The 25,775-nt window shown below is 67.4% G+C and carries 23 protein-coding genes; 15 read left to right on the top strand and 8 right to left on the bottom strand.

Translation table 11 applies throughout. The features are described 5' to 3' along the window. The first annotated feature begins 14 nt into the window (after window positions 1–14). Window positions 15–1,838 (top strand): autotransporter assembly complex family protein, encoded by a 1,824-nt coding sequence (locus tag F622_RS0106000; RefSeq protein ID WP_019562763.1) that lies wholly within the window; start codon window positions 15–17, stop codon window positions 1,836–1,838. An 8-nt stretch (window positions 1,839–1,846) separates the two neighbouring features. Beyond that, window positions 1,847–5,986, top strand: a complete 4,140-nt coding sequence (locus F622_RS0106005; RefSeq protein ID WP_019571511.1) for a translocation/assembly module TamB domain-containing protein — start codon at window positions 1,847–1,849, stop codon at window positions 5,984–5,986. A 300-nt stretch (window positions 5,987–6,286) separates the two neighbouring features. Here F622_RS0106005 and F622_RS0106010 read toward each other — a convergent pair whose 3' ends face one another. The 5 genes from F622_RS0106010 to F622_RS0106030 form a co-directional block, all read right to left on the bottom strand. Then, a complete protein-coding gene (locus F622_RS0106010) occupies window positions 6,287–6,796 on the bottom strand; it encodes a thioredoxin fold domain-containing protein (protein ID WP_019571512.1) in 510 nt (169 codons plus the stop codon). Window positions 6,797–6,997: 201 nt separating this feature from the next. Next, window positions 6,998–7,639, bottom strand: a complete 642-nt coding sequence (locus tag F622_RS0106015; RefSeq protein ID WP_018168992.1) for an OmpA family protein — start codon at window positions 7,637–7,639, stop codon at window positions 6,998–7,000. A gap of 449 nt (window positions 7,640–8,088) precedes the next feature. Next, on the bottom strand, window positions 8,089–9,753 hold the full coding sequence (gene groL, locus F622_RS0106020; RefSeq protein ID WP_018175630.1) for a chaperonin GroEL: 1,665 nt from the start codon (window positions 9,751–9,753) through the stop codon (window positions 8,089–8,091). A 51-nt stretch (window positions 9,754–9,804) separates the two neighbouring features. Further along, complete coding sequence (gene groES / locus F622_RS0106025) at window positions 9,805–10,095, bottom strand: co-chaperone GroES (RefSeq protein WP_018145210.1); 291 nt, start codon at window positions 10,093–10,095, stop codon at window positions 9,805–9,807. A gap of 152 nt (window positions 10,096–10,247) precedes the next feature. After that, complete coding sequence (locus tag F622_RS0106030; RefSeq protein WP_018168990.1) at window positions 10,248–10,730, bottom strand: FxsA family protein; 483 nt, start codon at window positions 10,728–10,730, stop codon at window positions 10,248–10,250. 207 nt (window positions 10,731–10,937) lie between these two features. Between F622_RS0106030 and F622_RS0106035 the strand changes: the two genes are divergently transcribed. From F622_RS0106035 to ubiA, 7 genes are all read left to right on the top strand, one after another. Next, window positions 10,938–11,477 carry a thioredoxin family protein gene (locus tag F622_RS0106035; protein ID WP_018145208.1) on the top strand — a complete coding sequence of 180 codons (540 nt, stop codon included), beginning with the start codon at window positions 10,938–10,940 and terminating at the stop codon, window positions 11,475–11,477. A 36-nt stretch (window positions 11,478–11,513) separates the two neighbouring features. Beyond that, a complete protein-coding gene (locus F622_RS0106040) occupies window positions 11,514–12,890 on the top strand; it encodes a TolC family protein (protein ID WP_019571513.1) in 1,377 nt (458 codons plus the stop codon). Window positions 12,891–12,928: 38 nt separating this feature from the next. Beyond that, entirely contained in the window at window positions 12,929–13,726 is a 798-nt protein-coding gene (locus tag F622_RS0106045; protein ID WP_019571514.1) for an efflux RND transporter periplasmic adaptor subunit, read from the top strand. A 3-nt stretch (window positions 13,727–13,729) separates the two neighbouring features. After that, a complete protein-coding gene (gene cutA / locus F622_RS0106050) occupies window positions 13,730–14,071 on the top strand; it encodes a divalent-cation tolerance protein CutA (RefSeq protein ID WP_019571515.1) in 342 nt (113 codons plus the stop codon). Further along, window positions 14,059–16,377 (top strand): protein-disulfide reductase DsbD, encoded by a 2,319-nt coding sequence (dsbD, locus tag F622_RS0106055; RefSeq protein ID WP_019571516.1) that lies wholly within the window; start codon window positions 14,059–14,061, stop codon window positions 16,375–16,377. Before cutA ends, dsbD begins: the two co-directional genes overlap by 13 nt. Beyond that, window positions 16,374–16,940, top strand: coding sequence for a TlpA disulfide reductase family protein (locus tag F622_RS0106060; protein WP_019571517.1), 567 nt, complete (start codon window positions 16,374–16,376; stop codon window positions 16,938–16,940). Before dsbD ends, F622_RS0106060 begins: the two co-directional genes overlap by 4 nt. An 87-nt stretch (window positions 16,941–17,027) precedes the next feature. After that, entirely contained in the window at window positions 17,028–17,897 is an 870-nt protein-coding gene (gene ubiA / locus F622_RS0106065; protein WP_018175637.1) for a 4-hydroxybenzoate octaprenyltransferase, read from the top strand. Window positions 17,898–17,916: 19 nt separating this feature from the next. Here ubiA and F622_RS0106070 read toward each other — a convergent pair whose 3' ends face one another. Then, window positions 17,917–18,471 (bottom strand): ComF family protein, encoded by a 555-nt coding sequence (locus tag F622_RS0106070; protein WP_018168984.1) that lies wholly within the window; start codon window positions 18,469–18,471, stop codon window positions 17,917–17,919. A gap of 240 nt (window positions 18,472–18,711) precedes the next feature. Here F622_RS0106070 and F622_RS0106075 point away from each other — a divergent pair, with 240 nt between their 5' ends. Genes F622_RS0106075 through bioF form a run of 4 tightly spaced genes read left to right on the top strand, consistent with a single transcriptional unit; the run spans window position 18,712 to window position 22,105 of the window. Further along, window positions 18,712–19,170 carry a hypothetical protein gene (locus F622_RS0106075; RefSeq protein WP_024327561.1) on the top strand — a complete coding sequence of 153 codons (459 nt, stop codon included), beginning with the start codon at window positions 18,712–18,714 and terminating at the stop codon, window positions 19,168–19,170. After that, a complete protein-coding gene (bioB, locus tag F622_RS0106080; protein WP_018168982.1) occupies window positions 19,167–20,162 on the top strand; it encodes a biotin synthase BioB in 996 nt (331 codons plus the stop codon). The genes F622_RS0106075 and bioB overlap by 4 nt, the downstream gene beginning before the upstream one ends. 12 nt (window positions 20,163–20,174) lie before the next feature. After that, window positions 20,175–20,927 (top strand): class I SAM-dependent methyltransferase, encoded by a 753-nt coding sequence (locus F622_RS0106085; protein WP_019571518.1) that lies wholly within the window; start codon window positions 20,175–20,177, stop codon window positions 20,925–20,927. Next, window positions 20,924–22,105, top strand: a complete 1,182-nt coding sequence (gene bioF / locus F622_RS0106090; protein WP_019571519.1) for an 8-amino-7-oxononanoate synthase — start codon at window positions 20,924–20,926, stop codon at window positions 22,103–22,105. The genes F622_RS0106085 and bioF overlap by 4 nt, the downstream gene beginning before the upstream one ends. 193 nt (window positions 22,106–22,298) lie before the next feature. On the opposite strand, the gene radC is transcribed toward bioF, so the two are convergent. After that, window positions 22,299–22,970: a DNA repair protein RadC gene (radC, locus tag F622_RS14035; protein WP_019571520.1), complete on the bottom strand. Its 672-nt coding sequence runs from the start codon at window positions 22,968–22,970 to the stop codon at window positions 22,299–22,301. Window positions 22,971–23,027: 57 nt separating this feature from the next. Further along, window positions 23,028–24,881 carry a dihydroxy-acid dehydratase gene (ilvD, locus tag F622_RS0106100; RefSeq protein ID WP_019571521.1) on the bottom strand — a complete coding sequence of 618 codons (1,854 nt, stop codon included), beginning with the start codon at window positions 24,879–24,881 and terminating at the stop codon, window positions 23,028–23,030. An 81-nt stretch (window positions 24,882–24,962) separates the two neighbouring features. On the opposite strand from ilvD, the gene F622_RS0106105 reads away from it, so the two are divergent. Beyond that, window positions 24,963–25,235: a heavy-metal-associated domain-containing protein gene (locus F622_RS0106105; protein ID WP_018145194.1), complete on the top strand. Its 273-nt coding sequence runs from the start codon at window positions 24,963–24,965 to the stop codon at window positions 25,233–25,235. Between the two features lie 2 nt (window positions 25,236–25,237). Further along, window positions 25,238–25,711 (top strand): DUF192 domain-containing protein, encoded by a 474-nt coding sequence (locus F622_RS0106110; RefSeq protein ID WP_019571522.1) that lies wholly within the window; start codon window positions 25,238–25,240, stop codon window positions 25,709–25,711. Window positions 25,712–25,775 lie beyond the last annotated feature (64 nt).

Consider the following 25,775-nt stretch of genomic DNA (forward strand, 5'->3'; position numbering starts at 1 on the left):
TTTCGCGCGTTCCGATGTCGACACGCTCCCCTTTCCGCAACCGCTATCATCGTTTCATGACCCACGCCCGCGCCCCTGTTGTCCGCCGCCCGGCCCGCACCGGGCTGGGCGTGGTTGCGATGCTGCTCGTCGCACTGGCGGGCATCCCGGGGGCGGCCGGTGCGCAGGATGGCTCCACCCCCGGCTTGCAGATCGAGGGGGGTACCGACGCTCAGCGCAGCAATATCCGCAACAGCATCAACCTGGCTCGCCACCCCTGCGACTTGCCCGGGTTTCGTGAGGGCCGCGTGTTGCGCGACACCGAGGCGCGCGCCACCGATGCCCTGCGGGCGATCGGTTTCTACGACCCCGAGCTGGATCTCGATTTCGAACGCCACGAGGCCTGCTGGGATATCCGCATCACCCTGGATCCCGGCCCGCCGACCACGGTGGAGCAGGTGGACCTGCAGATCACCGGCGAGGGAGCCGGTGATCTCGGCTTCGAGGCCGTGCTCAGCCAGACCGAGATCCGCGAGGGCGACACCCTGCGCCATGATCGCTACGAGGCCCTGCGCAACCGCATGACGCGGATCGCGTCGGATCGCGGCTATTTCGACGCCGATCTCCACACCCGACGCCTGGAAGTGGACCGCGACACCCGCAGCGCGACCATCCGCCTGCACATGGATACCGGCGATCGCTACCGCGTGGGGCGGGTCCACATCGACCAGGACATCCTCTCCGAGGACTTCGTCCAGCGCATGGTGCCGTTCGCGGCGGGTGACCCGTACAGCTCGGCGCAGATCATCGCGCTGCAGCGCAATCTGAACGACAGCGGCTACTTTGGCGGCGTCCGTGTGCGCCCGCAACGCGACGCGGCAGAGGGACTGCAGGTCCCGATCCTGGTCGAACTGGAGCCGCGCAAACGCCATAGCTACGAGGCCGGCATCGGCTACTCCACCGATATCGGCCCGCGTATCCGGCTGCGCTACGAACATCGCTACGCCAACCGGATCGGCCATCGCTACCAGGCCGAGATCGAGGCGTCGCCGGTGCGTTCCGGGATCGGCTACAACTACGAGATCCCGCTGCGCGACCCGCTGCGCGAACGCCTGAACCTGTTCACCACCTATCGCACGGAAGACACCGACACCCAGCAGTCCGATCGCTTCCAGGTCGGCGCCAACCGGGTCCTGCAGCGCCGCAGCGGCTGGCAGACCACCGAGGGGCTGCGCTACGAGTACGAGGACTACACCGCCGGCGAGGATGACAGCGGGCGCAGCAACCTGCTGATCCCGTCCTACCGGATCAGCCGCATGGAAGCGGACGAACCTATGACCCCGCGCCGCGGCTACCGCTTCGAGACCACCGTTCAGGGCGCGCGCGAAGAGATCCTGTCCAGCATCTCGTTCGCCCAGGTCCTGGCCAGCGGCAAGGTGGTCCGCGGCCTCGGCACCGGCCGGGTGCTGGCCCGCGTGGATGCCGGCTTCACCGACGTGGACTCGGTCAGCGACCTCCCCAGCTCTCTGCGCTTCTATGCCGGGGGCGATGCCAGCATCCGTGGCTACGGCTACCAGCGGGTCGGGCCACGCAACGACAGCGGCGACGTGATTGGTGGGCGCCACAAGGTAGTGGGCAGCCTCGAGTACGACTACCCGGTCGTCGGCAACTGGAGCGCCGCGGCCTTCGTCGACGCCGGCAACGTCGTCAACGAGTGGGACGAGTTCGACCCCGTCTACGGCGTCGGGGTCGGTGTGCGCTGGCGCTCCCCGGTCGGCCCGCTCCGCGTGGACCTGGCCCACGGGCCGGACTCGGACGATGACTTTCGCATCCACTTCTCCATGGGTCCGGACCTTTGAGACCCCTGTTGCGCGGCACACTGTGGGGGCTCTCCACGGTCCTTACCCTGGTGATCATCCTGCTGGGCACCCTCGGGGCCCTGCTCGCGACCGAATCGGGGACCCGCTGGCTGGTCGAACAGGGCGAGCGCCTGGCCCCCGTCGAATTCCGCATCGACCGGGTCGAGGGGACCTTGTTCACCGAGCTGCACCTGCACGGATTGCACCTCGCGCTGCCCGACGGCCCGGTGATCGACCTGCCCACCGGGCGCGTCGGGATCAGCGCCCGCAGCCTGCTCCGCGGCGAGCTTAACATCCGGATACTGGCCGCCACCGGGCTGCGCGTGGACCTGCCACCACCCGACCCGGATGCGCCACCCGCGGACGAACCCTTCGCCCTGCCCGATTCCTTCCGGCTGCCGCTGGCGGTGCGCCTGGGCCAGCTCCAGGTGGAGGACATGGAGATCCTGCTGGCGGGCGAACCCCTGGCCTCGATCACCCGCCTGACGGCCGATGCGCGGGCCAGCGGCTCGCGCATCGAGCTACACGCGCTGGAGCTGGACATGCCGGAGGTCCGGGCCCGACTGGCCGGATCGCTCGAGGCCGATGGCGACTACCCCGTGCACCTGCGGGGTCAGTGGCAGGCGCCCCTGCCCGTGGCCCTGGCCGAGGGCCTGGGCACGGACGAGGCGCGCGGCAAGCTGGAGATCACCGGGGCCTTGCGCGAACGTGTGCAGCTCGAACATGACCTGCGCGCCGGGATCGAGCTGAACCTGCAGGCCAACGCCCACGAACTGTTCACCACCCCTGCGCTGGAACTGGCGGCGCAGTGGCGACCCTTCACCTACCACCTCGATGCGGAGCAGGACATCGCCCTGGAGGGCGGCCGCCTCGACCTGCAGGGGACTCCGGAGGACTGGGCGCTCACTCTGCAGACCGCGGCCACCCTGACGCCCTGGCCACGGCTTGTGCTGAACACCCGGGCGCACGGGGACCTCGAATCGGTGGAGATCGAAGCCCTGGATATCGACTCCGAGGCCGGGCGGGTCACGCTCGCCGGGCCCATTCGCTTTGTCGACACCCTGGACTGGGACCTCACCCTGGAGGCCGAGGACCTGACCCCCGCCGGAATGGGTGTGGAGTTCGATGCTGGGGTCGAACGCCTGAAGGGACGGTTGCAGGGCACCCTGCCGCTGGGAACCGACACCCCGCCTCTGGCGGCCCTGGACGCGAGCGTCACCCTTGACGAGCTGACCGGGCACTACGAGGGGGAACCCATCACCGGCAGCCTGAACGCCTGGCTGGTCGACGGTCAGGCGCGGATCGAGGACACGCACCTGACGATCCGCGATACCGCGCAGCTGGACCTGAACGCTTCGGCCACGGGCCTCGCGGGCGACCTGAGCGACCCCGATCATCGCCTCGTCTTCGACCTCGGACTGGATCTGGAGGCCCCGGATCTGGCGCGCCTGCACTCGGAGCTGGACGGGCAGATCGAGCAACTGCGACTCGTGCTGGACGGCAACTACGCCCCCGCCAGCGGCGCCCTGAGCGCGCAGCTTGGCCTGGACCCATTGCGCGCCCGACTGCGCGGGATCGACATCACGGGCGATGCACTGATCGCGCTGACCGAGACGGGTGGCGAGATCGAGCGGCTGCACCTCGCCACCGACACAGGTGCCCGGCTCGCCCTGAATGGGGATCTCGACTGGTCCGAGGGCCTGCGCTGGGACCTCGCACTGGAAGGCGACGGGCTGGATCCGTCGCTGGTGGTCGCCGAGGCCCCCGGCCAGATCGCCCTCGCCCTGCTCAGCCAGGGGCACCTCGACGCCGACGGCACCCCCCACGTGCAGGCCCAACTCCAACGGCTGGAGGGTACGCTGCGCGACCAGCCCGTATCCGGTCAGGGCCAACTGCAGCTGGAGGGGGAGCATCTACGAGTGGACCAGCTGGACCTGGCGCTGGGCCGGAACACCCTGACCGCCCACGGCGAATGGACCGAGGCCCTGGACTTCGAGCTGCGCCTGGATGCCCCGGAGCTGGATCGGGTCTGGCCCGACCTCGCCGGCCGACTGGAGCTCGATGCACACATCACCGGAGAACCCGATCGGCCGCGCGTGGCGGCACGCGGAACCGGTGCGGGGTTGCGACTCGCGGATATCACCCTGGAGCAACTGGAGCTGGGGGCCGACGCCGGCCTCGAGGTCGCCGCCCCGGCCGAGATCGACCTGCGCCTGACCGGCCTCGGGCTGGCCGACGGCACACGCGTGGAGACCCTGCGCCTGGGGGCCTCCGGTCGTATCGACGGGCATCGCGTGACACTGGCGGCCGATGCCGGGGATCTGGGCTCGCTGGATCTGGCGCTGCAAGGCGAACTGAACCCCGACACCCTCCACTGGCGCGGCCAGATCGCACGGCTGGAGCTGGACCAACCCGCGGGGGGGCCCTGGCAACTGACCGAACCGGTCGCACTGGAAGGCGGGCCGGAAGATGCACGGCTGGAGCGCCTGTGCCTGGCACGCGACGACGGACGGCTGTGCGTCGAGGGGGATTGGGGTGCGGCGACAGGGGCCGAGTTCGCCGCCGATGCCCGGGCGGTGGACCTGGCCTGGCTGGAACCCTTCCTGCCGCCGGAACTCGCTATCGCGGGCCAGCTGAATGCCGACGCCAGCGGCCGTATGGAAGCCGATGGCACCGTTACGGCCGACCTGACCGTGACCCCGACCGATGGCCACCTGGTCGTGCGCGACGAGGACGGAGACCTGGAAGAGGTGCCCTACCGCGATGTGCGGCTGACCGCCCGGGTGCGCGATCGCGACGTGGACGCCTCCCTGCGGCTCGACTTCCTGGATGGCGGGACGGCGCGCAGCGACATCCAACTACGCCCGGACGGCGACGACCTGCGTATTGACGGCGACTTCGACGCGCACCTCGATAACCTGTCCTGGCTCGCGGCTCTGAGCCCCGAGATCCAGCGCCTGCGTGGCTCACTCAACGCCCGCCTCGACTTCGGCGGACGACTGGACGCGCCACTGGTGGAGGGCGAAGTGGCGTTCCGCGACGGCGGGGTCCTGATCCCCGAGGCCGGCATCGATATCGTCATTCCCGAGATCACGGCCCGGGTGGTCTCGGCCGAACAGCTGACCCTGACCGGCCGCCTGGAGTCCGGGGACGGCGGCATCGACCTCGACGGTCGCGTGGACCTCGGCGACGCCGGGCCCCGTGCCGAGCTGAACCTGACCGGCGAGGACTTCCTGGTGGTCAATCGGATCGACGCCGAGGCACGCATTACACCGGACCTGCAGCTGGTCTTTACCCCCGACGACGGTATTCGTGTGCGCGGCGAGGTCTTTCTGCCCTGGGCGCGCATCCGTCCGCCGGATCTGCCGCCCGGAGCGATCCGCGTCTCCGGCGACGAGATCATCCTCGGGGAGGAGATCACGGAGGCACAGGGACTCAAGACCGACATCCGCATTCGGATCCGTCTGGGGGATGACGTGCGCTTCGACGGCTTCGGCCTGACCGCACGCTTCGCCGGCGAGGTGGATGTCGAGGAGGTCACCGGGCAACCGACCCAACTGTTCGGCGAGATCACGATCCCCGAAGGCGAGTACAGCGATTACGGCCAGGACCTGCGGGTGGAACGCGGCAGCCTGGTCTTCCAGGGGCCGGCGGAGAACCCGGAACTGGACCTGCGCGCGGTACGCACCGTGCGCGAATACAACGTGACCGTCGGGCTGGAGATCCGCGGCACGCCGGACAACCTGAGCTCGCGGGTGATCTCGGACCCGCCGATGGACGAGACCGAGGCGATGTCCTACCTGCTGACTGGACGCCCCCTATCCGGCGCCTCGCAATCCGATGGCAACATGATCGCTGCTGCCGCAGCCGCCTACGGGCTGGAACAAGGGGCCGTGATTACCGAACGCATCGGCCGCGAACTGGGCCTGGACGAGGTGGAGCTGGACACCGAGGGCGGGCTGGACGAAAGCGCGCTGACACTGGGCCTGTACCTCTCGCCGCGCCTGCTGCTGCGCTACTCCATCGGGCTGTTCGACAACACATCGAAGGTCTTGCTGCGCTACGAACTGACCCGCAACCTGAGCGTCGAGACCGCCTCCGGGACGACGGAGCAGTCGGTAGACCTGATCTATCGATTCGAGCGCTAGGGAGACGCTGCGGACTAAGGATCAAAGGCCTTTTTCACCACGAAGCACACGAAGGTACGAAGAAAGATCCATGCCGGTTTAACCACAGAGGACACGGAGGCGCTCAAACCTGCTCTCGGTGGTGAAGTATCGCTTCACCTGGAAGCTCTTCGCAACGGTGGTGCTGAACCCCTCGTCATCGCGAGGAGCGAAGCGACGTGGCGATCTGCATGGAAGTCACCCGAGCGAGCCCTGGGCTTGGCGCTCTGAGCCGAAAGCGAAGGGGCTTATCGTTTTCTGCGGGCGCCTGGGATCGAGCGGCTAGCTCGAAGTATCGCGAGCGCCGTTGCGTGCGGCGTCGATGCGTACCCGGATCTGGCTGCGATAGAGCTGCTCGTTGGGGATGCCCACCAGGGGACGGCCGACCGGCTGGCCCTCGGCATCGAACGCCATGATCGTCGGCACCACCCGCACGCCGTAGGCACGACCCAGCTCACTCCCCAGCTTGGTCGTGCCATCGAAATCCCGCACCTCCTGGCGATCCAGCATGACCTTGCGGATGTTCACACCCTGGAGAGCCGGGTCCGCGGTCATCGGGCCGAGATAGCGCTGTTCGGCACGATCACAGTACGGGCAGCTACTCGACGCGAACATGATCACGGTCGCCTTGCCATCACCCTGGGCGCTCAGCGCCTGGAGGTCCGTTGAACGTTCGACGCCGCCCGCCGCGACCGCAGTGGCCAGCAGCATGCCGACCAAAAAGGCCCCGGAGCGCAGCAGCATCGGGCCGAACGGGGAGCGGGGAAGGTTCGTATTCAGGTTCATGGTCATCATGGATCCTTGGGTGTTTGGAACCAGTCTAGGGCTGCCACATTAACGCAGGCTGAAGGGCCAGCAATCGCGCCTCCGCGTCCGGCCGAGCCGAAGGTCCGCCGAATGGCGCCCGCGAGTTGCCCACAAAAAAGGCCCCGCCGGAGCGGGGCCTGATTCCAACGCGCCGGCGAACCGGCGGTCAGGGTCTTGCCGGCGACCTTAGTCGGCGCGCTTGCGCACGTCGGAGGTCACTTCCACGCGGCGGTTGGCTTCGCGGCCTTCCTGGGTGGAGTTGTCGGCGGTCGGACGGTCTTCACCGTAGCCGACGGTGCGGATGTCACTTTCACGCACGCCTTCGCTGGCCAGGAAGTCGGTGACTGCCTGGGCGCGACGCTCGGACAGGCCCTGGTTGTAGTCGGCCGGGCCGATGGTGCAGGTGTGGCCTTCGACCAGCACCGAGCTGTACTCGGCGTCGTCGGAGGTCAGGCTGCGGGCCAGATCACGCAGGGCGGAACGACCTTCGGAACGCAGGTCTGCGCTGTCAAAGTCGAACAGGGCCTGGGCGCTCAGCGTGGTGGTGGTGAATTCCGGCTCCGGCTCCGGCGCCGGGGCAGCCGCCGGCTCGGGCTCGGGGGCCTCGGCAACTTCTTCGATGTAGCCCGCGCAATGCGGGAACTTCACGTTTTCTTCCGTCCAGGAGCGCGTACGCACACATTCACCGGAGCGATCGACCACAACCTTGCCGCTACGGTCGGTCACGTTGGCGGCCGGCGGTTCCTGCGCCACAACCTGCCCGGCGGCGCCGAGCACCAGCGAGGCCACGGAAGCGGCCAGAAGATTCTTAACGAGCTTATGATTCATTGCAAAGCCTCCTTGTAAAAACAATAGACGTCGGACCCGGGTTGAACCGCGCGACCACCATGGTACGCGCCGCGACCGCAATCCAAAGCAGCGAGCTCCTTGCGCCAAGCCCCCTACAGTACCCTGATAGTGGCACACAAGTTCGGGTTTTGCACGCATCGGAACGCAAATTATGTGTCGACATCACAACATCGTCACATTCCGTAAATTTCCGAATATCCAGTGACTTTCGACTGCCCTGTTTCGATATTGCAACAGACAGAACCCGAATCGCACAGAGACATTCCGGCAAGCTGTACTCCGGAAGACACACAACCCTGCTAAGGGTTCCTGAAACCGCGGATTTGGCACCCGAACTCGGACCCCAGGAAACGGTACCGGTCAGACAAAAAGACCCCGCCGAAGCGGGGTCCCTAGGTACATCAACGATGCACGGGTAAAGCGGCGAATTACATCATGCCGCCCATGCCACCCATGCCGCCCATGCCACCCATACCGCCCATGTCGTCGCCACCGGCGCCGCCACCGTCATCCTTCTTCGGGATGTCGGCAATCATGGCCTCGGTGGTGATCAGCAGGGCAGCGACCGATGCGGCGTTCTGCAGCGCGGAACGGGTCACCTTGGTCGGGTCCAGGATGCCCATGTCGATCATGTCTCCGAACTCGCCGCTCGCGGCGTTGTAGCCGTAGTTGCCCTTGCCTTCCAGGACCTGGTTGAGGACCACGGACGGCTCGTCACCGGAGTTGTAGACGATCTGGCGCAGCGGCTCTTCCATCGCACGACGGCAGATGTTGATACCGGCGGTCTGCTCGTCGTTGTCACCCTTGAGCTTGGTGATCGCGGCGCAGGCACGCAGCAGGGCCACGCCACCGCCGGGGACCACGCCTTCTTCCACCGCCGCACGCGTGGCATGCAGGGCGTCTTCGACGCGGGCCTTCTTCTCTTTCATTTCGATCTCGGTGGCAGCACCGACCTTGATGACGGCCACACCGCCGGCCAGCTTGGCCACGCGTTCCTGCAGCTTTTCCTTGTCGTAGTCGGAGCTCGCTTCCTCGATCTGCGCACGGATCTGGTCAACGCGGCCCTTGATGTCCTTGTTGGACCCCATGCCGTCGATGATCGTGGTGTTCTCCTTGGTCACCTGCACCTTCTTGGCGCGGCCCAGGTCTTCCACCGTGGTCTTCTCCAGCGACAGGCCAACCTCTTCCGAGATCACCTGGCCACCGGTCAGCACGGCGATGTCCTGCAGCATGGCCTTGCGGCGATCACCGAAGCCCGGGGCCTTCACGGCGGCGACCTTGACGATGCCGCGCATGGAGTTGACGACCAGGGTCGCCAGGGCTTCGCCTTCGATGTCCTCGGCGATGATCAGCAGCGGCTTGTTGGCCTTGGCCACGCCTTCGAGGATCGGCAGCAGATCACGGATGTTCGCGATTTTCTTGTCGAACAGCAGGATGTAGGCATCCTCCAGCTCGGCACTCATGTTCTGCTGGTTGTTGATGAAGTAGGGCGACAGGTAGCCGCGATCGAACTGCATGCCTTCGACGACATCCAGCTCGTTTTCCAGCGAGGAGCCTTCCTCGACGGTGATCACGCCTTCCTTGCCGACCTTGTCCATCGCATCGGCAATGATCTCGCCGATCGCGGTGTCGGAGTTCGCGGAGATCGAGCCCACCTGGGCGATCGCCTTGTGCTCGGTGCACGGCTTGGAGAGCTTCTTCAGCTCTTCGGTGGCGGCCTTCACGGCCTTGTCGATGCCGCGCTTGAGGTCCATCGGGTTCATGCCGGCGGTGACCGCCTTCATGCCCTCGCGGACGATGGACTGGGCCAGCACGGTCGCGGTGGTGGTGCCGTCACCGGCGGTGTCGGAGGTCTGCGAGGAGACTTCCTTAACCAGCTGGGCGCCCATGTTCTCGAACTTGTCTTCCAGCTCGATTTCCTTGGCCACGGACACGCCGTCCTTGGTCACGGTCGGGGCACCAAAGGCCTTGTCCAGGACCACGTTGCGGCCCTTCGGACCGAGGGTGACCTTCACGGCGTTGGCCAGGGTGTTCACGCCCTTGGCCATGCGGGTACGGGCGTCGGTACCAAAGCGTACTTCTTTAGAGCTCATGATTCGTTCTACTCCTGAAAATTCGTGTTAGACGGTCGCGGTTCGGGGCGTTCAGCCCTCGATGACGGCCATGATGTCGTCTTCGCGCATCACGAGGACTTCGTTGCCATCGACCTTGACCTCGGTGCCGGAGTACTTGCCGAACAGGACCGTGTCACCAGCCTTCACGTCCAGGGGACGGGCTTCGCCGTTGTCCAGGATCTTGCCGTTGCCTACTGCAACCACTTCGCCACGGATCGGCTTCTCGGCCGCGGAATCCGGGATCACGATGCCGCCGGGGGTGGTGCGTTCTTCTTCCATACGCTTCACGATGACTCGATCGTGCAAAGGACGCAGGTTCATGGCGCGAACTCCTTAATAAAATGTCTCAAACAGGAAAATTGGTTTGTCGGGCAGGCACCCTGTTAGCACCCACCCCTGACGAGTGCTAATAATAGGGGCACACAAGGGCGAGTCAAGAGCGCGCGTTACGAAAGCGGGGCCAGAAACGTGAATCAGCGACGGTCGTCGTGGTCCAGCCGATCGTTCGGCGCCTCGGGGCGATCGTCGTGGTGGCGGAATTCGCCCTCGATGGTACCGCCGCCCGGCGGCCCACCAGGGCCGCCGGTGCGCGTGCGGACCATGCCGCGGCGCAGGATGCCGGCCGCCGCCCAGCGCCGCAGCGGCGGAATCAACAGCACGAAGCCGGCGGCATCGGTAAAGAACCCCGGCAGCAACAGCAACACGGCGGCCGACATCAGCAGCCAGCCCTCGACCAGCCCGCGCGCCGGAACCTCCCCCCGCGCCAGGCTTTGTTGCAGCCGCCGCCAATGGTAGAAGCCCTGCAATCGGAACAACATCAGCCCGGCCGCCGCCGTGACGATCACCAGCACCACCGTCATCAGGGCGCCCACGGCATCGCCCACCCAGGCGAAGCCGAAGATCTCGAGCAGCACCAGACCGAGAAAGACAAACAGGGGAAAGAGGGGGTTGCGCATCGAAGGGGTTCCGCAGATCAGGCCTGTTTATTGGAACATGCGCCCCGGGTGGTGTCGATTGGAACCCCGCTGATGCGCGGATACTCCGATATCCAGGCACTCGCGGGTAGCTCGCCCCTTTGTCCTTGCACGACAAAGGGAATTAAGCCAGTCTCCTGCACGTCATTGGTGCATACGGCTATCTACATATTCGGAGAGTGACGGCTCATGTTGCGTAATCCAATCCTGATGCTGGCCCTGCTGGCCTTCCTTGTCCCGGCTCTGGCAACCGCCGCGGTCGAAGACCCGCGCGATCCGACACACCACTTCTTCGACCCGACCTTCGGCGAGTTCCCCGAAGAGCTGGAAGACGCGCGCGCGGCCGGCAAGAAAGGCATCCTGATCTTTTTCGAGATGGCCGACTGCCCGTTCTGCCACCGCATGAAGAACCAGGTGCTGAACCAGCCCGAGGTCCAGGAATACTTCAGCGAGCACTTCCGGGTGTTCAGCGTCGATGTCGAGGGCGCCATCGAGATCGTCACCTTCGAGGGCGAGACCAAGACCCAGATGGACTGGGCCACCCGCGACTACCGGGTACGCGCCACGCCGGTGTTCCAGTTCTTCAACCTGGAGGGCGAACCCATCGCCCGCTTCACCGGGGCCACCCGCGACTCCCGCGAATTCCTGCAACTGGGCGAGTTTGTCGCCGAGGGGCATTACAAGGACCAGAACTTCACGCGCTTCAAGCGCGAGCAAGACGGCCGCTAAACCCCTCTTCTTGCCACTCCCGAGGATCGACGCCTGATGTCGCCGATGCACCCCCGCTCGTCCTGCACCGGACGCCGGCGGCCCCTGGCTCGCCTGCTACTGGCCATTCTGCTCCTGTGGCCCCTGGCCGGGCCGGCGACTGCGCAGGAAGCCGGCGGCGCGACCGGCCTCGGCCCGCTGCCCAACCCAATGCGGGTGGGTGACGCCCTGGAGCGGGTCGACGCCCTGCACCCCCGGGTGCGTCAGGCGCGCGCCGACCGCGAACAGGCCCGCGCCGCCCTGGAGGCGACTCGGGCCGAGCGCGATGTGCGCGTGGACGCGCGGCTCGAGGCCCGCTGGATCGAGCCCAACGACTTGATTGCCGACCGCAGCCGCAACGACTCCCGCGCCTCCATCGTCGCACGCAAGCTGCTGAGCGATTTCGGGCAGTCGCATGCGCGCGAATCCGCAGGCGAACAGCGACTCGAGGCCGCCCGCCAGCAAGAGGAACTGACCCACGCCCGTCACCGCATCCACGTCCTCGAGCGCTACTTCGAGGTGCTGCTGGCAGATCTCGCCTTCGCCCGCGACACCGAGGCCATGGCCGCCGCCTACGTATCCAAGGAACGGGCCGAGGAGCGCAACCAGCGCGGTCAGGTCTCGGACATCGAGGTCTTCCGCCTGGAATCCGAGTACCAGACCCTGCGCGTGCAACGTACCCGCGCCCTGCAGGACCAGGCCCGCACCCGGGCCGCGCTGGCCGAAGCCCTGAACCGCCCGGACCGGCGCGTGCGTACCGTACTCGCCCCCATGCTGCCCCTGGATCTGCCCGAACTGCCCGAACTGGATGCGCTGCTCGCCGAACTGGATAACACCAGTCCGCGCCTGATGGCCGAGCGCCGCCACGTCGAGGCCGCCAGCCGCGAGGTGGCGGCCTCGCGCGCGCAGCGGCGCCCGCGCCTGTATGCCGAGGCCGAATCCGGCTGGTGGCACCGCGACCTGGGCGGCAGCGATCGCAACCCGTTCGCCGCCGGCCTGGTCCTGGAAATCCCGCTGTACGAAGGCCGCCGCCACGACAGTCGGGTCGGGCAGGCCGTCGCCGCCCGCCATCGAGCCGAGGCCGAGCTGGGCGAGGCCCGCATCGAGGCGCGCAACCGCCTGCGCGAGCTGTACGACGAGATCCGCGCACTACGAACCCAGCGCGACGAGGCCGCCTGGCGCATGGACTACCGCGAGCTGTACATCGACCGCGCGCGCTACCTGTACGACATCGAGGACCAGGCCGACCTGGGCGACTCGATGGTCCAGCAAAGCGCCGCGGCGCACTTCAATGCAAGCACCGAATTCCAACTGGCCCTGGCCTACGAGCGCCTGGCCCTGCTGAGCGGGCGCGACGAGCTGAGCCCGTTCCGCGCCACGGACGAAAACCCTTGAGCCGCCCAACCGCCGGCGACCGGACGGGAGACCTGACCATGCCCCGCGTATTCCATGTCCCATCCCTGCTGACCACCGGCGGCCTGCTGGCCCTGCTCGCCCTGGCACCCATGCCTCTACTGGCCGAGGAAGGCTTCGCGGCCCAACTCGACTGGGGTGAGCGCCACCGCATTACTGCCCCGATCGCGGGCCGCATCGAGGCAATCGAAGCCCGCGCCGGCGACCGGGTCGAGGCCGACGATGTCCTGTTCCGGCTGGATACCCGGCGCAGCGATGCCGACCTGCGCGCCGCCCGCGCGACCATGGAACGCCTGCAGATGGAGCTGGACGAAGCCGAGTGCGAGCGCGACAAGGCCGAGGATCTCTACGACCAGACCCTGATCGCCGCCCGCGAACTGGAGTTGGCACGTATCGATTACGCGACCGTCGCGGCCCGCCTGGCCGAGGCCCGCGCCCAGCGCGACCGCATCCGCGCCGATCTCGAGGACGCGACCATCCGCGCCCCGGCCAGCGGGCGCCTGGTGCGCCTCGACGCCAACACGGGGCAGTACGTCAATCCGGCGTTGCTGCCGCCGGTCCTGGCGATCCTTGGCACCATCGACCCGATGCGCGCCGTGGCCACCGTCCCGGCCGCCACCGCCGCCGACCTGGAACCCGGGGAGACCGTTACGGTCGTAGTCGGCGACCAGCGTCTTTCCGGCACCATTGCGACCATCGGCTGGGAGCCGACCGGCGACGAGCCCGAGCGGGGTTACCGCGTCGAGGTCGAATTCTCTCCGATGGACGACACTCCACTGCGCCCGGGTCAGCCCGCACGGATCGAACGGGACTCCTGATACATGAGCAATGAGCAATCGCCATCCAGCGCCCGCGCCTGGCTGGTCATTACCACACTCGACGACCCGGACACGGCTGAGACCCTGGCCGGCGCCCTGGTGAAACAGGGTCTGGCCGCGTGCGTGCATATCCTCCCGCCCGGACGCTCGGTCTACATGTGGAAAGGGAATATCGAAACCGACTCCGAAGTCACTCTACTGATCAAGACCTCGCCCGCGCGCCTGAACGATCTTCAGACCCAGCTGGCTGAACAACACCCCTACGACACACCCGAGATCATCGCCCTGCCGATTGAACGCGGGCTGCCCGATTACCTGGACTGGATAACGCAATGCACCTCATGAATCCGCGCACCTGGCTGGCAACCCTGCTGGTCGCACTCCTGCTGGCCCCGGGACTCACGCATGCCCTCTTCGAGGACGACCTGCTGGACCCAGATGACGCCTTCGCCCTGAGCGCCGAGGCGATCGACGCCGACACGGTACGGCTGACCTGGGACATCGCGGACGAGTACTACATGTACCGCGAGCAGTTCGACTTCACCCCCGAAAGCGACGGGCTGGAACTGGGCGAGGCCGAGATCCCGGATGGCGAGGTCAAGGAGGACGAATTCTTCGGGCGCGTCGAGACCTATCGCGGCCAGGTGCAGGTGGAGCTGCCGATCAAGGCGGCCGACAGCACCAGCATCGAGCTGACCGCGCGCTCGCAGGGCTGCGCGGACCTGGGCGTGTGCTACCCGCCGCACTTCCAGACCGTGTCCATCGAGCTGCCTGGCCTGCCCAGCGGCAATGGCGAGACCCGCGCGGACGAAGATGCCGGGGAAGAACGCAGCGCGCTGGGCGACCTGGGCAACCTGTCCGGCGACCTCGGCGCCGCCGATGACCTGCTGGAACCGGAGAAGGCCTTTGCCGCCTCGCTGGAGGCGATCAGCCAGAACGCGGCGATCCTGCGCTTCGACATTGCCGAGGGCTACTATCTCTACCGTGAGCAGCTGGATGTGCGCATCGCCGAGGGCGATGGCATCGAGCTGGGGCCGGTCAACCCACCGGACGGCGAGCTCCAGGAAGACGAGTTCTTTGGCGAGAGCCAGGTCTACCGGGGCCAGGTCGAGATCCTGGTTCCGGTCCTGCGCGACGCGGATGACGTCTCCGAGATCACGCTGGCGATCGACTACCAGGGCTGCGCCGACGCCGGCGTGTGCTACCCGCCACTGACCCAGGAGGTCTCGGTCTCCTTTGCTGCCGATCTGGCCGCCGAGGCCGACACCGACGCCCTGCCGGAAACCGGCGACGGGGCTGCGGAAGACGACGAGGCCGCGGCACCGGTCACCCAGCAGGACCGCATCGCGGCCCAGCTGGCAGACGGCCAGATCTGGCTGGTGGCCCTGGCCTTCTTCGGCTTCGGGCTGCTGCTGACCTTCACCCCCTGCGTGTTCCCGATGATCCCGATCCTGTCGAACATCATCATCGGGCAGAAGAACCTGACCACACGCAAGGCATTCCTGATCTCGCTGGTGTTCGTGCTGGCCATGGCGCTGACCTACACCATTGCCGGCGTATTCGCGGGCCTGGCGGGTGCCAACCTGCAGGCGGCCTTCCAGAACCCCTGGATTATCGGGACCTTCGTGGCCATCTTCATCGCGCTGGCGATGTCGATGTTCGGCTTCTACGAGCTGCAGATGCCGGCCGGCGTGCAGAGCAAACTTTCGCAGATCAGCAACAAGCAGGAAGGCGGCACCTACGTCGGCGCCGGCATCATGGGCTTCCTTTCCGCCCTGATCGTCGGCCCCTGCGTGACCGCACCGCTGATCGGGGCGCTGCTCTACATCAGCCACACTGGCGATGCGGTGCTGGGCGGGATCGCGCTGTTCGCGCTGAGCATGGGCATGGGTGCGCCGCTGCTGGTCATCGGCACCTCCGCCGGTCGCCTGCTACCGAAGGCCGGTCCCTGGATGGATACCATCAAGGCGGTGTTCGGGGTCGGCCTGCTGGCCATCGGCATCTGGCTGCTCGAACGGGTGATCCCGGGCGAGGTCGCGATGTTCCTGTGGGCGATCCTGCTGATCGTGACCGCCGTCTACATGGGCGCACTAAGGACCCTGCCGGACAATGCCTCCGGCTGGTACAGCCTGTGGAAGGGCCTGGGTGTGGTGATCCTGATCTACGGCGTGCTGCTGATGCTCGGCGCGGCGACCGGCGGCAAGGACATCTTCCGCCCGCTGGCCACGTTCAACCAGCCCGCGGTGACGGCCACGGGCGAGCAGTCCGGGCCGACCGAGATGGAGTTCACCTACATCGACAGCCTGGAGGACGTGGAGCGCGAAGTCGCACGGGCCCGCGAAAACGGTCAGCCCGTGTTCCTCGACTTCTACGCCGACTGGTGCGTGGACTGCGTGCGTCTGGACCGCACCACCTTCCAGGACCCGCGCGTGCTCCGAGCGATGGGCGACGTGCACCTCCTGAAGGCCGACGTGACCGACAACACCTCCGAGCACCGCGACCTGATGCGTCACTTCAACCTGTTCGGGCCGCCGGCCATGATCTTCTATGACACCGACGGCAACGAGCTGCGCAACTACCGCAATGTCGGCTATCTGAATGCCGACCGCTTCCTGGCACACGTGGAAAGCGCCATCGGGGTGACGCCATGAAACACCGCAAGCACGCACTCGCAGGGGTGGTGGTCGCCACGGCCAGCGCCCTGATCCTGACCGCCTGTGGTGACCCGGAACCCGAGATGGACGCCGAAGCAACCTCTGCCAACGCGGCCACCGAGGTCGCCGCCGAGGAGACCCAGGGCAATCAGCGCATCGACTTCACCCTGCCCGACCTCGCCGGTGAAGAACGCCAGTTCAGTGAGTGGGACGGCGACCTGGTCGTGCTGAACTTCTGGGCCACCTGGTGCCCGCCCTGCAAGAAGGAGATGCCGCTGTTCCAGCACACCTTTGATGCCAACCGCGAGGATGGCTTTACCATCGTCGCGGTCGCCGTGGACGAACAGACAGCCACGCAGCATTTCGTCGACGATTTCGGCATCGAATTCCCGGTACTGATCGGCCAGGACGACGCGGTCGCGATCGGCCGGGAATACGGCAACCGCATCGGCGCCCTGCCCTACACCGTCCTGATCGACCGTGACGGCACCATCCTCGACACCCATCGTGGCGAGGTGGAGCCCGCTGACCTGGATGGCTGGCTGGAGGCGCACCTGTAACGCCCCCACAAGGACGCCAAGGGAGACGCTGATCAACTCGCACGGCCGCAGGCCCCTTCCGCAACAAGGCTGGTAAGCTTGGCCGCCATGACCGAGCGCGAACGCCTGTGGGAACTCGCCCGCCTGATCCGGCTGGATCGCCCGGTGGGCATCTACCTGTTGCTGTGGCCCACCTTCTGGGCCCTGTGGGTGGCGGCCGAGGGCTGGCCGCCGGCCTACCTGATCTTCATTTTTGCCGCCGGCGTGGTGCTGATGCGCTCGGCGGGCTGCGCGATCAACGACTACGCCGACCGCGACTTCGACAGCCATGTGGCGCGCACCCGCGACCGACCGCTGGCGCTCGGCACCATCACCCCACGCGAGGCGCTGGGTACCTTCGTGGCCCTCAGCGTGGTCGCCTTCGTCCTGGTGCTGTTCACCAATGGGCTGACCATCCTGTATTCCCTGGTGGCGGTGGCACTGGCCGGCACCTACCCGTTCTCCAAGCGTTTCCACCACTTCCCGCAGGTCCATCTCGGCGCCGCCTTTGCCTGGGCCGTGCCGATGGCGTTCACCGCCGTCACCGGCGAGCACCCGCCCGAAGTGGCCTGGCTGTTGTTCGTAACCGTGCTGGCGTGGACGGTGGTGTATGACACCTTCTATGGCATGGTGGATCGCGAAGACGACCTGAAGATCGGGGTGAAATCCACGGCCATCGCCTTCGGCGAACTCGACCGCCTGATCACCGGCGGGCTGCAGGTTCTCGTGTGGCTGGGGCTTTATCTCGTCGGCCAGCACGCCGATTTCGGTGGCTACTACACCGCCGGGCTCGTGGTGGTGGCAATGCTGATGTTCTACCAGCAGTTCCTGATCTTCGAACGCGAACCCGCCGACTGTCTGCGCGCCTTCAAAAACAACCACTACCTGGGCGCCGTCATCCTTCTGGCGATGATCGCCGACCACCACCTGGGGGCCTGAATTCCGCGCCCGCACACCCTCAGGCGCGCGCGAGGACCAGTCCCTCCACCCGTGCGGCACCCTCGCGGCGCAGCACTTCGGCCAGTGCGGCCAGCGTCGCGCCCGTGGTCGCCACGTCATCCACCACCAGCACATGCTGCCCGGCGAGGCTCGAACCGTCCCAGGCAAACGCACCGTGGACATTGCGCCGCCGCGCCTTGCGACCCAGCGCCTGCTGCGACTCGGTCGCGCGGATGCGCCGCAGTCCGCGGGTATCCAGCGGGACATCCAGCACCCCCGCCACACGCCGCGCCAGGTAGTCCGACTGATTGAAACCTCGCTCGCGCAGCCGCCTGCCATGCAGCGGCACGGGGAGCACTAGATCGGGCAGATCGCCGTTCTCGCCCACCAGACGGCCCGCCACCTGCTCCGCCAGGGCCGCGAGGATGCGTTCGGCCCGTGCATTGGCGCCGTGCTTGTAGGCCAGGATCAGCTGATCCAGCGGCCAGGCATAGGCCCAGCCGGCATGCAGTGCATCCAGGACCGGCGCTCGGCGGATGCAAGCCGGGCACACTCCGGCGACCGGCAGGGGCAACGCACAGGTGGGGCAGGGGTGCTCGAGCGGCGCAAGATCCGCCCGGCAATCCGCGCAGATCGCCGGGCCGGGGGCCAGGCACAGTCCGCACTGACCGGGGTACAGGGCCTCCCCCAGCCAGTCGACGCAGGCCGCAGCCCGGGCCCTCAAACGCGCGGCCGGAGACCGCCTGGAAACGGGTCGCAATGAAGGGTCCGGGGCCATAATGGTATGCTCTGCTTTTTGCATGCAGGGTAGACCATGGCCACCAGGACCGTCTCCGGACGCAGCTCGCGGCGCGCCGCGTCGATGTTCGATATCGGCAACCTGATCAGCGTGTCGATTGCCGGCATCCCGCTGTTCCTGGTGAGCAGCGAGGGCGTCGGGGTCGGTTTCATCATCGCCGCGATCATGGGTATCGTCCCGCTGGTACTGTGGTTTGGCGGCTCGATGCTGGTCTACGCCCTGAACAAGCACCACCCCGATCCCCGCGTCGGCCACTTCACGCAGTGGGCCGCCTATCGCTACTACGCCCTGATGGGCCTGCTGATCGGGGTCGCCACCTTCTTTCCGCCGGATCTGAACTACTACCGCGCCTACTGGGCAATCGCCGCGGCCATCCTGCTGCCGTGGACGATCTACGCCCTGTTCAATATCTATCGCGAGCCCTGGACGGACGTCGAGATCCCCGCCGAAGCCGACAAGGAACATCATCTATGAGCACGCCCCGCCACGACTGGAACACCGACGAGGTCGAGGCCCTGCTCGACCTGCCGCTGAATGACCTGATCTTCCGCGCGCAGACCGTCCACCGCGAGCACTTCGACCCGAACGCGGTCCAGGTGAGCACGCTGCTGTCGATCAAGACCGGGGCCTGCCCCGAGGACTGCGCCTACTGCCCGCAAAGCGCGCACCACGAGGTCGAGATCGAGCGCGAACGCCTGCTGCCGCTGGACGAGGTGCTGGAGGCGGCCCGCAACGCCCGCGCCCAGGGCGCGACCCGCTTCTGCATGGGCGCGGCCTGGCGCAACCCCACCGACAAGAACCTGGAGCGCGTGATCGAGATGGTCCGCGCGGTGAAGGACGAGGGCCTCGAGACCTGCATGACCCTCGGCATGCTGAAGGCCGAGCAGGCCAAACGCTTGTCCGAGGCGGGACTGGACTACTACAACCACAACCTCGACACCTCGCCGGAGTTCTACGGTCACATCATCAGCACGCGCACCTACGACGATCGCCTCGAAACCCTGGAGCACGTACGCGAGGCGGGCATGAACGTCTGTTGCGGCGGCATCCTCGGCATGGGCGAGTCGCGCCGCGATCGCGCCCGGCTGCTGCAGCAGATGGCCAACCTGCCAAAACACCCGGAGTCGGTGCCGATCAACCAGCTGATCCAGGTCGAGGGCACGCCACTGCACGGCATCGAGCACCTCGACCCGCTGGAGTTCGTGCGTACCATCGCGGCCACCCGCATCCTGATGCCGGCCTCCTACGTGCGCCTGTCCGCCGGGCGCACCGAGATGTCCGACGAGATGCAGGCCCTGTGCTTCCTCGCCGGTGCCAACTCGCTGTTCTACGGCGACACCCTGCTGACCACGCCAAACCCCGGCGAGAACCACGACCTCGCGCTGTTCGAGCGCCTGGGCCTGCGCCCGGAGACTGGCCCGGAAGCCCCTGCGAAATCGGACCAGTCAGCCTCCGCCTCGGCCTGAGCCAGACCGGCGGTGAGCGGCGGCTTCCCCGACCATTTCTCGGCGGTGGCTAACGCTTACGGCCGCCACCGCCCGGACTACCCGGCCGAGCTGTTTGACTGGCTGGCGGCGCACACTCCGCACCACGAGCGCGCCTGGGACTGTGCCAGCGGCAACGGCCAGGCCGCGCGGGGCCTGGCGCCCCACTTCTCGCAGGTCTTCGCCACGGACGCCGCCCCATCGCTGCTGGCCACACTGCCGGATCACTCCTGGATCGACCGCGTCGCCTGTGCCGCCGAGGCCTGTGCCCTGGCCGATGGCTCGGTCGACCTCGCCTGTGTCGCCCAGGCCGCGCACTGGTTCCGCCACCCCGAGTTCCACGACGAGGTCGCCCGCGTCCTGCGCCCGGGCGGACTCTTGGCGATCTGGGGCTACGGCGTGCTGCGGGCCGAGGACCCCGCACTGGACCGCCTACTGATCGACTTCCACGACACCACCCTTGCGCCCTGGTGGCCGGAAGAGCGCCAGCACATCCGCAACCACTACCGCGACCTGCCGTTTCCCTGGCCCGAGATCGAGGCGCCCGAGTTTCGCATCACGCGCGAATGGGATCGCGCCACCCTGCTGGGCTATCTCGGTACCTGGTCCGCGATCCGCCGCGCCCGCGCCGCCGGCCAGGACCCGCTGGCCGCGCTGGCACCGGCCCTGCAAGCCCTGTGGTCCAACCCGAGCATGCCGGCACGGGTGCACTGGCCGATCTTCCTGCGTGCGGGCCTGCGCCCATGAGCGACTCACTCGATCACTACCTGGAGCAACGCCTGAGCACTGTGCGCGACGCCGGGCTATGGCGCCGCACCCGCATGCTCGACGGCCCACAGCGGCCCGAACAGGTTATCGACGGCCACCGCGTGATTGCCTTCTGCTCGAACGACTACCTGGGCCTGGCCGGTGACCCGGCGGTCGCCGCCGCCGCCCGCAAGGCGCTGGATCAGTACGGCGTCGGTGCGGGGGCCGCCCATTTGATCAACGGTCACAGCCGCGCCCACGACGAGCTGGAACAGGCCCTGGCCCGCTTCACCGGGCGCGCTCGGGCACTCGTCTTCTCCACCGGCTACATGGCCAACCTGGCCCTGGTCCAGACCCTGGTCGGGCGCCACGACACCGTCTTCGAGGACCGCCTGAACCACGCCTCGCTGATCGATGCCGTGCGCCTGTCGGGCGCGCGCAGCCAGCGCTACCGCCACGCCGAGCCCGAACACCTGCGCGAGCGCCTGGAGAAGGCGCCCGCGACCGGCCAGCGCCTGATCATCACCGACGGCGTGTTCTCCATGGACGGCGATATCGCCCCGCTTCCGGAACTCGCCGCCCTGGCGCGCGAATATAATGCCTGGCTGATGGTGGACGACGCCCACGGCCTGTCAGTGCTGGGCGACACCGGCGGCGGCACCTGCCAGCACTTCGGTCTCGGCGGCGACGACGTACCGGTCCTGATGGGGACGCTGGGCAAGGGCTTCGGCACCGCCGGGGCCTTCGTGGCCGGCTCCGAACGGCTGATCGAGACCCTGATCCAGACCGCGCGCCCCTACCTCTACACCACCGCGATGCCGGCCGCCCTGGCCGCCGCCACCCTGGCCTCGGTGCAAATCGCCGCGTCCGCCCACGACCGCCGCGCGCACCTGCAGAACCTGTTGCGACGCTTGGGCGACGGGCTGGATCGCCTCGGCCTGCCACACCCACCGCCCCTCACACCCATCCAGCCTGTCACCCTGGGCACCGCCACTCGCGCGAGCGCCGTCGCCGAGCGACTGTTCGAGGCCGGCTTCCTGGTCCCCGCGATCCGCCCCCCGACCGTCCCGGAAGGCGAGGCCCGCCTGCGCATCACCCTGTCCGCCGCCCACACCCAAACGCAGGTCGACACACTGCTGCAGGCGCTGGAAAAGGCTCTCAAGGACACACCGGCGTGACACCGCGCGCAAGCTTCTAGCCGTCATTGCGAGGAGCAAAGCGACGAAGCAATCGCCATCCGGATGCCCCCGGGCAGAATATTGGCAGATTGCCTGCCCCGGCAGATTGCTTCGTCGCCTTCGGCTCCTCGCAATGACGACTTGGTCGTCTCACCGCGTTGCAACGCAGACGTGCGACTGGGTCAGCCTCCCCCTACAGCTCGCCGCGTTCGGCGAGGGAGACGGCCTCGTCGGCGACGATCACGTGATCGAGGACGCGGATGTCGACCAGCCCCAGGGCGTCGGTCAGGCGGCGGGTGATGGCGACATCCGAACGCGACGGCTCGGCCACGCCCGAGGGGTGGTTATGGGCCAGGATCACAGCCGCCGCGTTGTGGTGCAGCGCGCGCCGCACAACCTCGCGCGGGTGCACGGAGGCACCGTCGATGGTGCCGCGAAAGAGCTCCTCAAAGGCGATCACGCGGTGGCGGTTATCGAGGAACAGCACGCCGAAGACCTCAAAGGGATAGTCACGCAGGCGCGCCGCCAGGAACTGCCGGGTGGTCGCGGGCGAGGTCAGTGCATCGCCGTGCTCCAGATCGGCCGCCAGGTGGCGGCGCCCCATCTCCAGCACGGCCTGGAGCTGGGCGTACTTGGCATCCCCCAGCCCCGGGGCGGCGCAAAACCCCGCCTGATCCGCCTGTAATAAAGGCCGCAGCCCGCCGAAGCGGCTGAGCAGGTCCCGCGCGACATCCACCGCGCTCTTGCCGGCCACGCCGGTGCGCAGAAAGATTGCCAGCAACTCCGCATCCGAAAGCGCGGCCGCGCCGCGTTCGATCAGCCTCTCCCGCGGGCGCTCGGCCGCGGGCCAGTCGGTAATCGCCATCACCACCTCCCTGTGGTTGCGTTACATGCGTCCGCTTTTTTCGGTTTGGGCCCTGGGCTAGTCCTCGAAGCGCGAGATGTCGCGCACCGCGCCGTAGGCGGCGGAGGTCGTCATCAGGGCGTAGGCGCGCAAGGCCTGGGTGACGGCCCGCTCCCGCGACTCGGGCTTCCAGGCCTTCGCGCCACGGGCCTCCATGGCCTCGCGCCGTGCGGCCAGCGTGGCGTCGTCGACGTCGATGCGGATCTCGCGACCGGGGATGTCGATCACGATGGTGTCGCCTTCCTCGATCAGGCCGATCGCACCACCCTGCGCCGCCTCCGGCGAGACGTGACCGATCGACAGCCCGGAGGTGCCGCCGGAGAAGCGCCCGTCGGTGACCAGCGCACATCCCTTGCCCAGGCCCTTGGACTTGAGATACGACGTCGGGTAGAGCATTTCCTGCATGCCCGGGCCGCCCTTGGGGCCCTCGTAGCGGATGATCACCACGTCGCCCGCCTGGATCTGGTCACCAAGAATGGCCTCCACCGTCGCATCCTGACTCTCGAAGACCCGGGCCGGACCCGAGAATTTCAGGATGCTGTCGTCCACCCCGGCGGTCTTCACGATACAGCCATCCGGGGCCATGTTGCCGTAGAGCACGGCCAGGCCACCGTCCTTCGAGTAGGCATGCTCGATGTCGCGGATGCAGCCGTTCTCGCGGTCGATGTCCAGGCTGTCCCAGGTCTTGTCCTGGCTGAACGCGACCTGGGTAGGCACACCGCCCGGGGCGGCCTGGTAAAGCGTCTCGGCCTCGGCGGCGTGGCGCATCACGTCCCACTGTTCCAGGGCCTGGCCCATGGTGTCGGCATGCACGGTGGGAATGTCGCGGTGGAGCAGCCCGCCGCGGTCCAGCTCCGCGAGGATGCCGACCACGCCACCGGCGCGGTGGACATCTTCCATGTGGTAGAGCTGGGTGGCCGGGGCGACCTTGCACAGGTTCGGCACCTTGCGCGACAGGCGGTCGATGTCGGCCATGGTGAAGTCGACCTCGCCCTCGCGCGCGGCCGCCAGCAGGTGCAGCACCGTGTTGGTGGAGCCGCCCATCGCGATATCCAGGCTCATCGCGTTCTCGAACGCCTCGAAGGTGGCGATGGAACGCGGCAAAGCAGATTCATCGTCCTGCTCGTAGTAACGCTTGGCCAGTTCGACCACGCGCCGGCCGGCCTGCTCGAACAGGCTCTTGCGCCCGGCGTGGGTGGCCAGCAGCGAGCCGTTGCCCGGCAGCGACAGCCCCAGCGCCTCGGTCAGGCAGTTCATCGAATTGGCGGTGAACATGCCGGAGCAGGACCCGCAGGTCGGGCAGGCGGAGCGCTCGATGGCCTCCACTTCTTCATCACTGGCACTGGAGTCGGCGGCCTTGACCATCGCGTCCACCAAGTCCAGGTGGATCACCTTGTCGCTGCCCGGGGCCTGCACCTTGCCGGCCTCCATCGGACCGCCGGAGACGAACACCACCGGGATGTTCAGGCGCATCGCGGCCATCAGCATGCCAGGGGTGATCTTGTCGCAGTTGGAGATGCAGACCAGGGCATCGGCGCAGTGCGCGTTGACCATGTACTCGACCGAGTCGGCGATGATCTCGCGCGAGGGCAGCGAATAGAGCATCCCGCCGTGGCCCATCGCGATCCCGTCGTCCACCGCGATGGTGTTGAACTCCTTGGCCACGCCGCCGGCCTTTTCCACCTCGCCGGCCACCAGCTGGCCCAGGTCCTTCAGATGCACGTGCCCGGGCACGAACTGGGTGAAGGAGTTGGCAATGGCAATGATCGGCTTGCCGAAGTCGCCATCCTTCATGCCGGTGGCGCGCCACAGGGCGCGGGCACCCGCCATGTTGCGGCCGTGGGTAGTGGTGCGGGAACGATAGGCGGGCATGTATATTCTCGTGAACGATTACGGTGAACGCAGATCGTACATAATGAGTCGTTCAAACCCCAGTACCCCGGAGCACCTGCAATGAAAATCGAAGTCGAGAACATCAAGTGTGGCGGCTGTGCCAGCTCCATCCGCAAGGGCCTGCTGCAGGTCGAGGGCGTCACCGACGCCGAGGTGGACGTGGAAGGCGGTGCGGTTGATATCGAGGCGCCCGACAGCGCCCGCGAGGCGGTCGCCGCCAAGCTCGCCAGCATGGGTTACCCCGAGGTCGGTTCGGTCTCCGGCCTGCGCTCCGCCAGCGCCAAGGCCAAGTCGTTTGCCAGCTGCGCCGTGGGGCGCATGAGCGGCGAATAGGCTTGATCAATACGTCGCGGTGGCGCGCGCAGCCCGGCCTTGCCGGGCTGGTGCTGCTGTTCGTCCTGGGCACGGGGCTGGCGCAGGCCGAAAGCGGGCTGCCGACCGCCGAACTGCAACTCGGCGAACAAGCCCTGACGATCGAGATCGCCGCGACCGACCGTAGCCGCCGGATCGGGCTGATGCACCGCGACCACCTGCCCGCCGACCACGGCATGCTGTTCATCTGGCCACGACCGGCGCACTACGGCATGTGGATGCAAAACACCCGCATCCCGCTGGACGTGGCCTTCATCGATGCCGACTTCACCATTACCAACATCGCCAGCATGACGCCCCACTCCACCCGCATACACGAGGCGAAACGGCCGGTGCGCTACGCCCTGGAGGTCAATGCCGGGTGGTTCAAGGAGCACGGCATCGCGCCCGGCGCCTCCGTCCCGGACCTCGAACGCCTCGTGGGCGAGACCGACTAGGGAAACACGGATCAATGTTTCCCTAACACCCCTTCCCGCAGGATCGGGCCAGCAGGCCTGACTG

Source organism: Thioalkalivibrio sp. ALMg3, from assembly GCF_000381225.1.
Taxonomy (GTDB): domain Bacteria; phylum Pseudomonadota; class Gammaproteobacteria; order Ectothiorhodospirales; family Ectothiorhodospiraceae; genus Thioalkalivibrio; species Thioalkalivibrio versutus.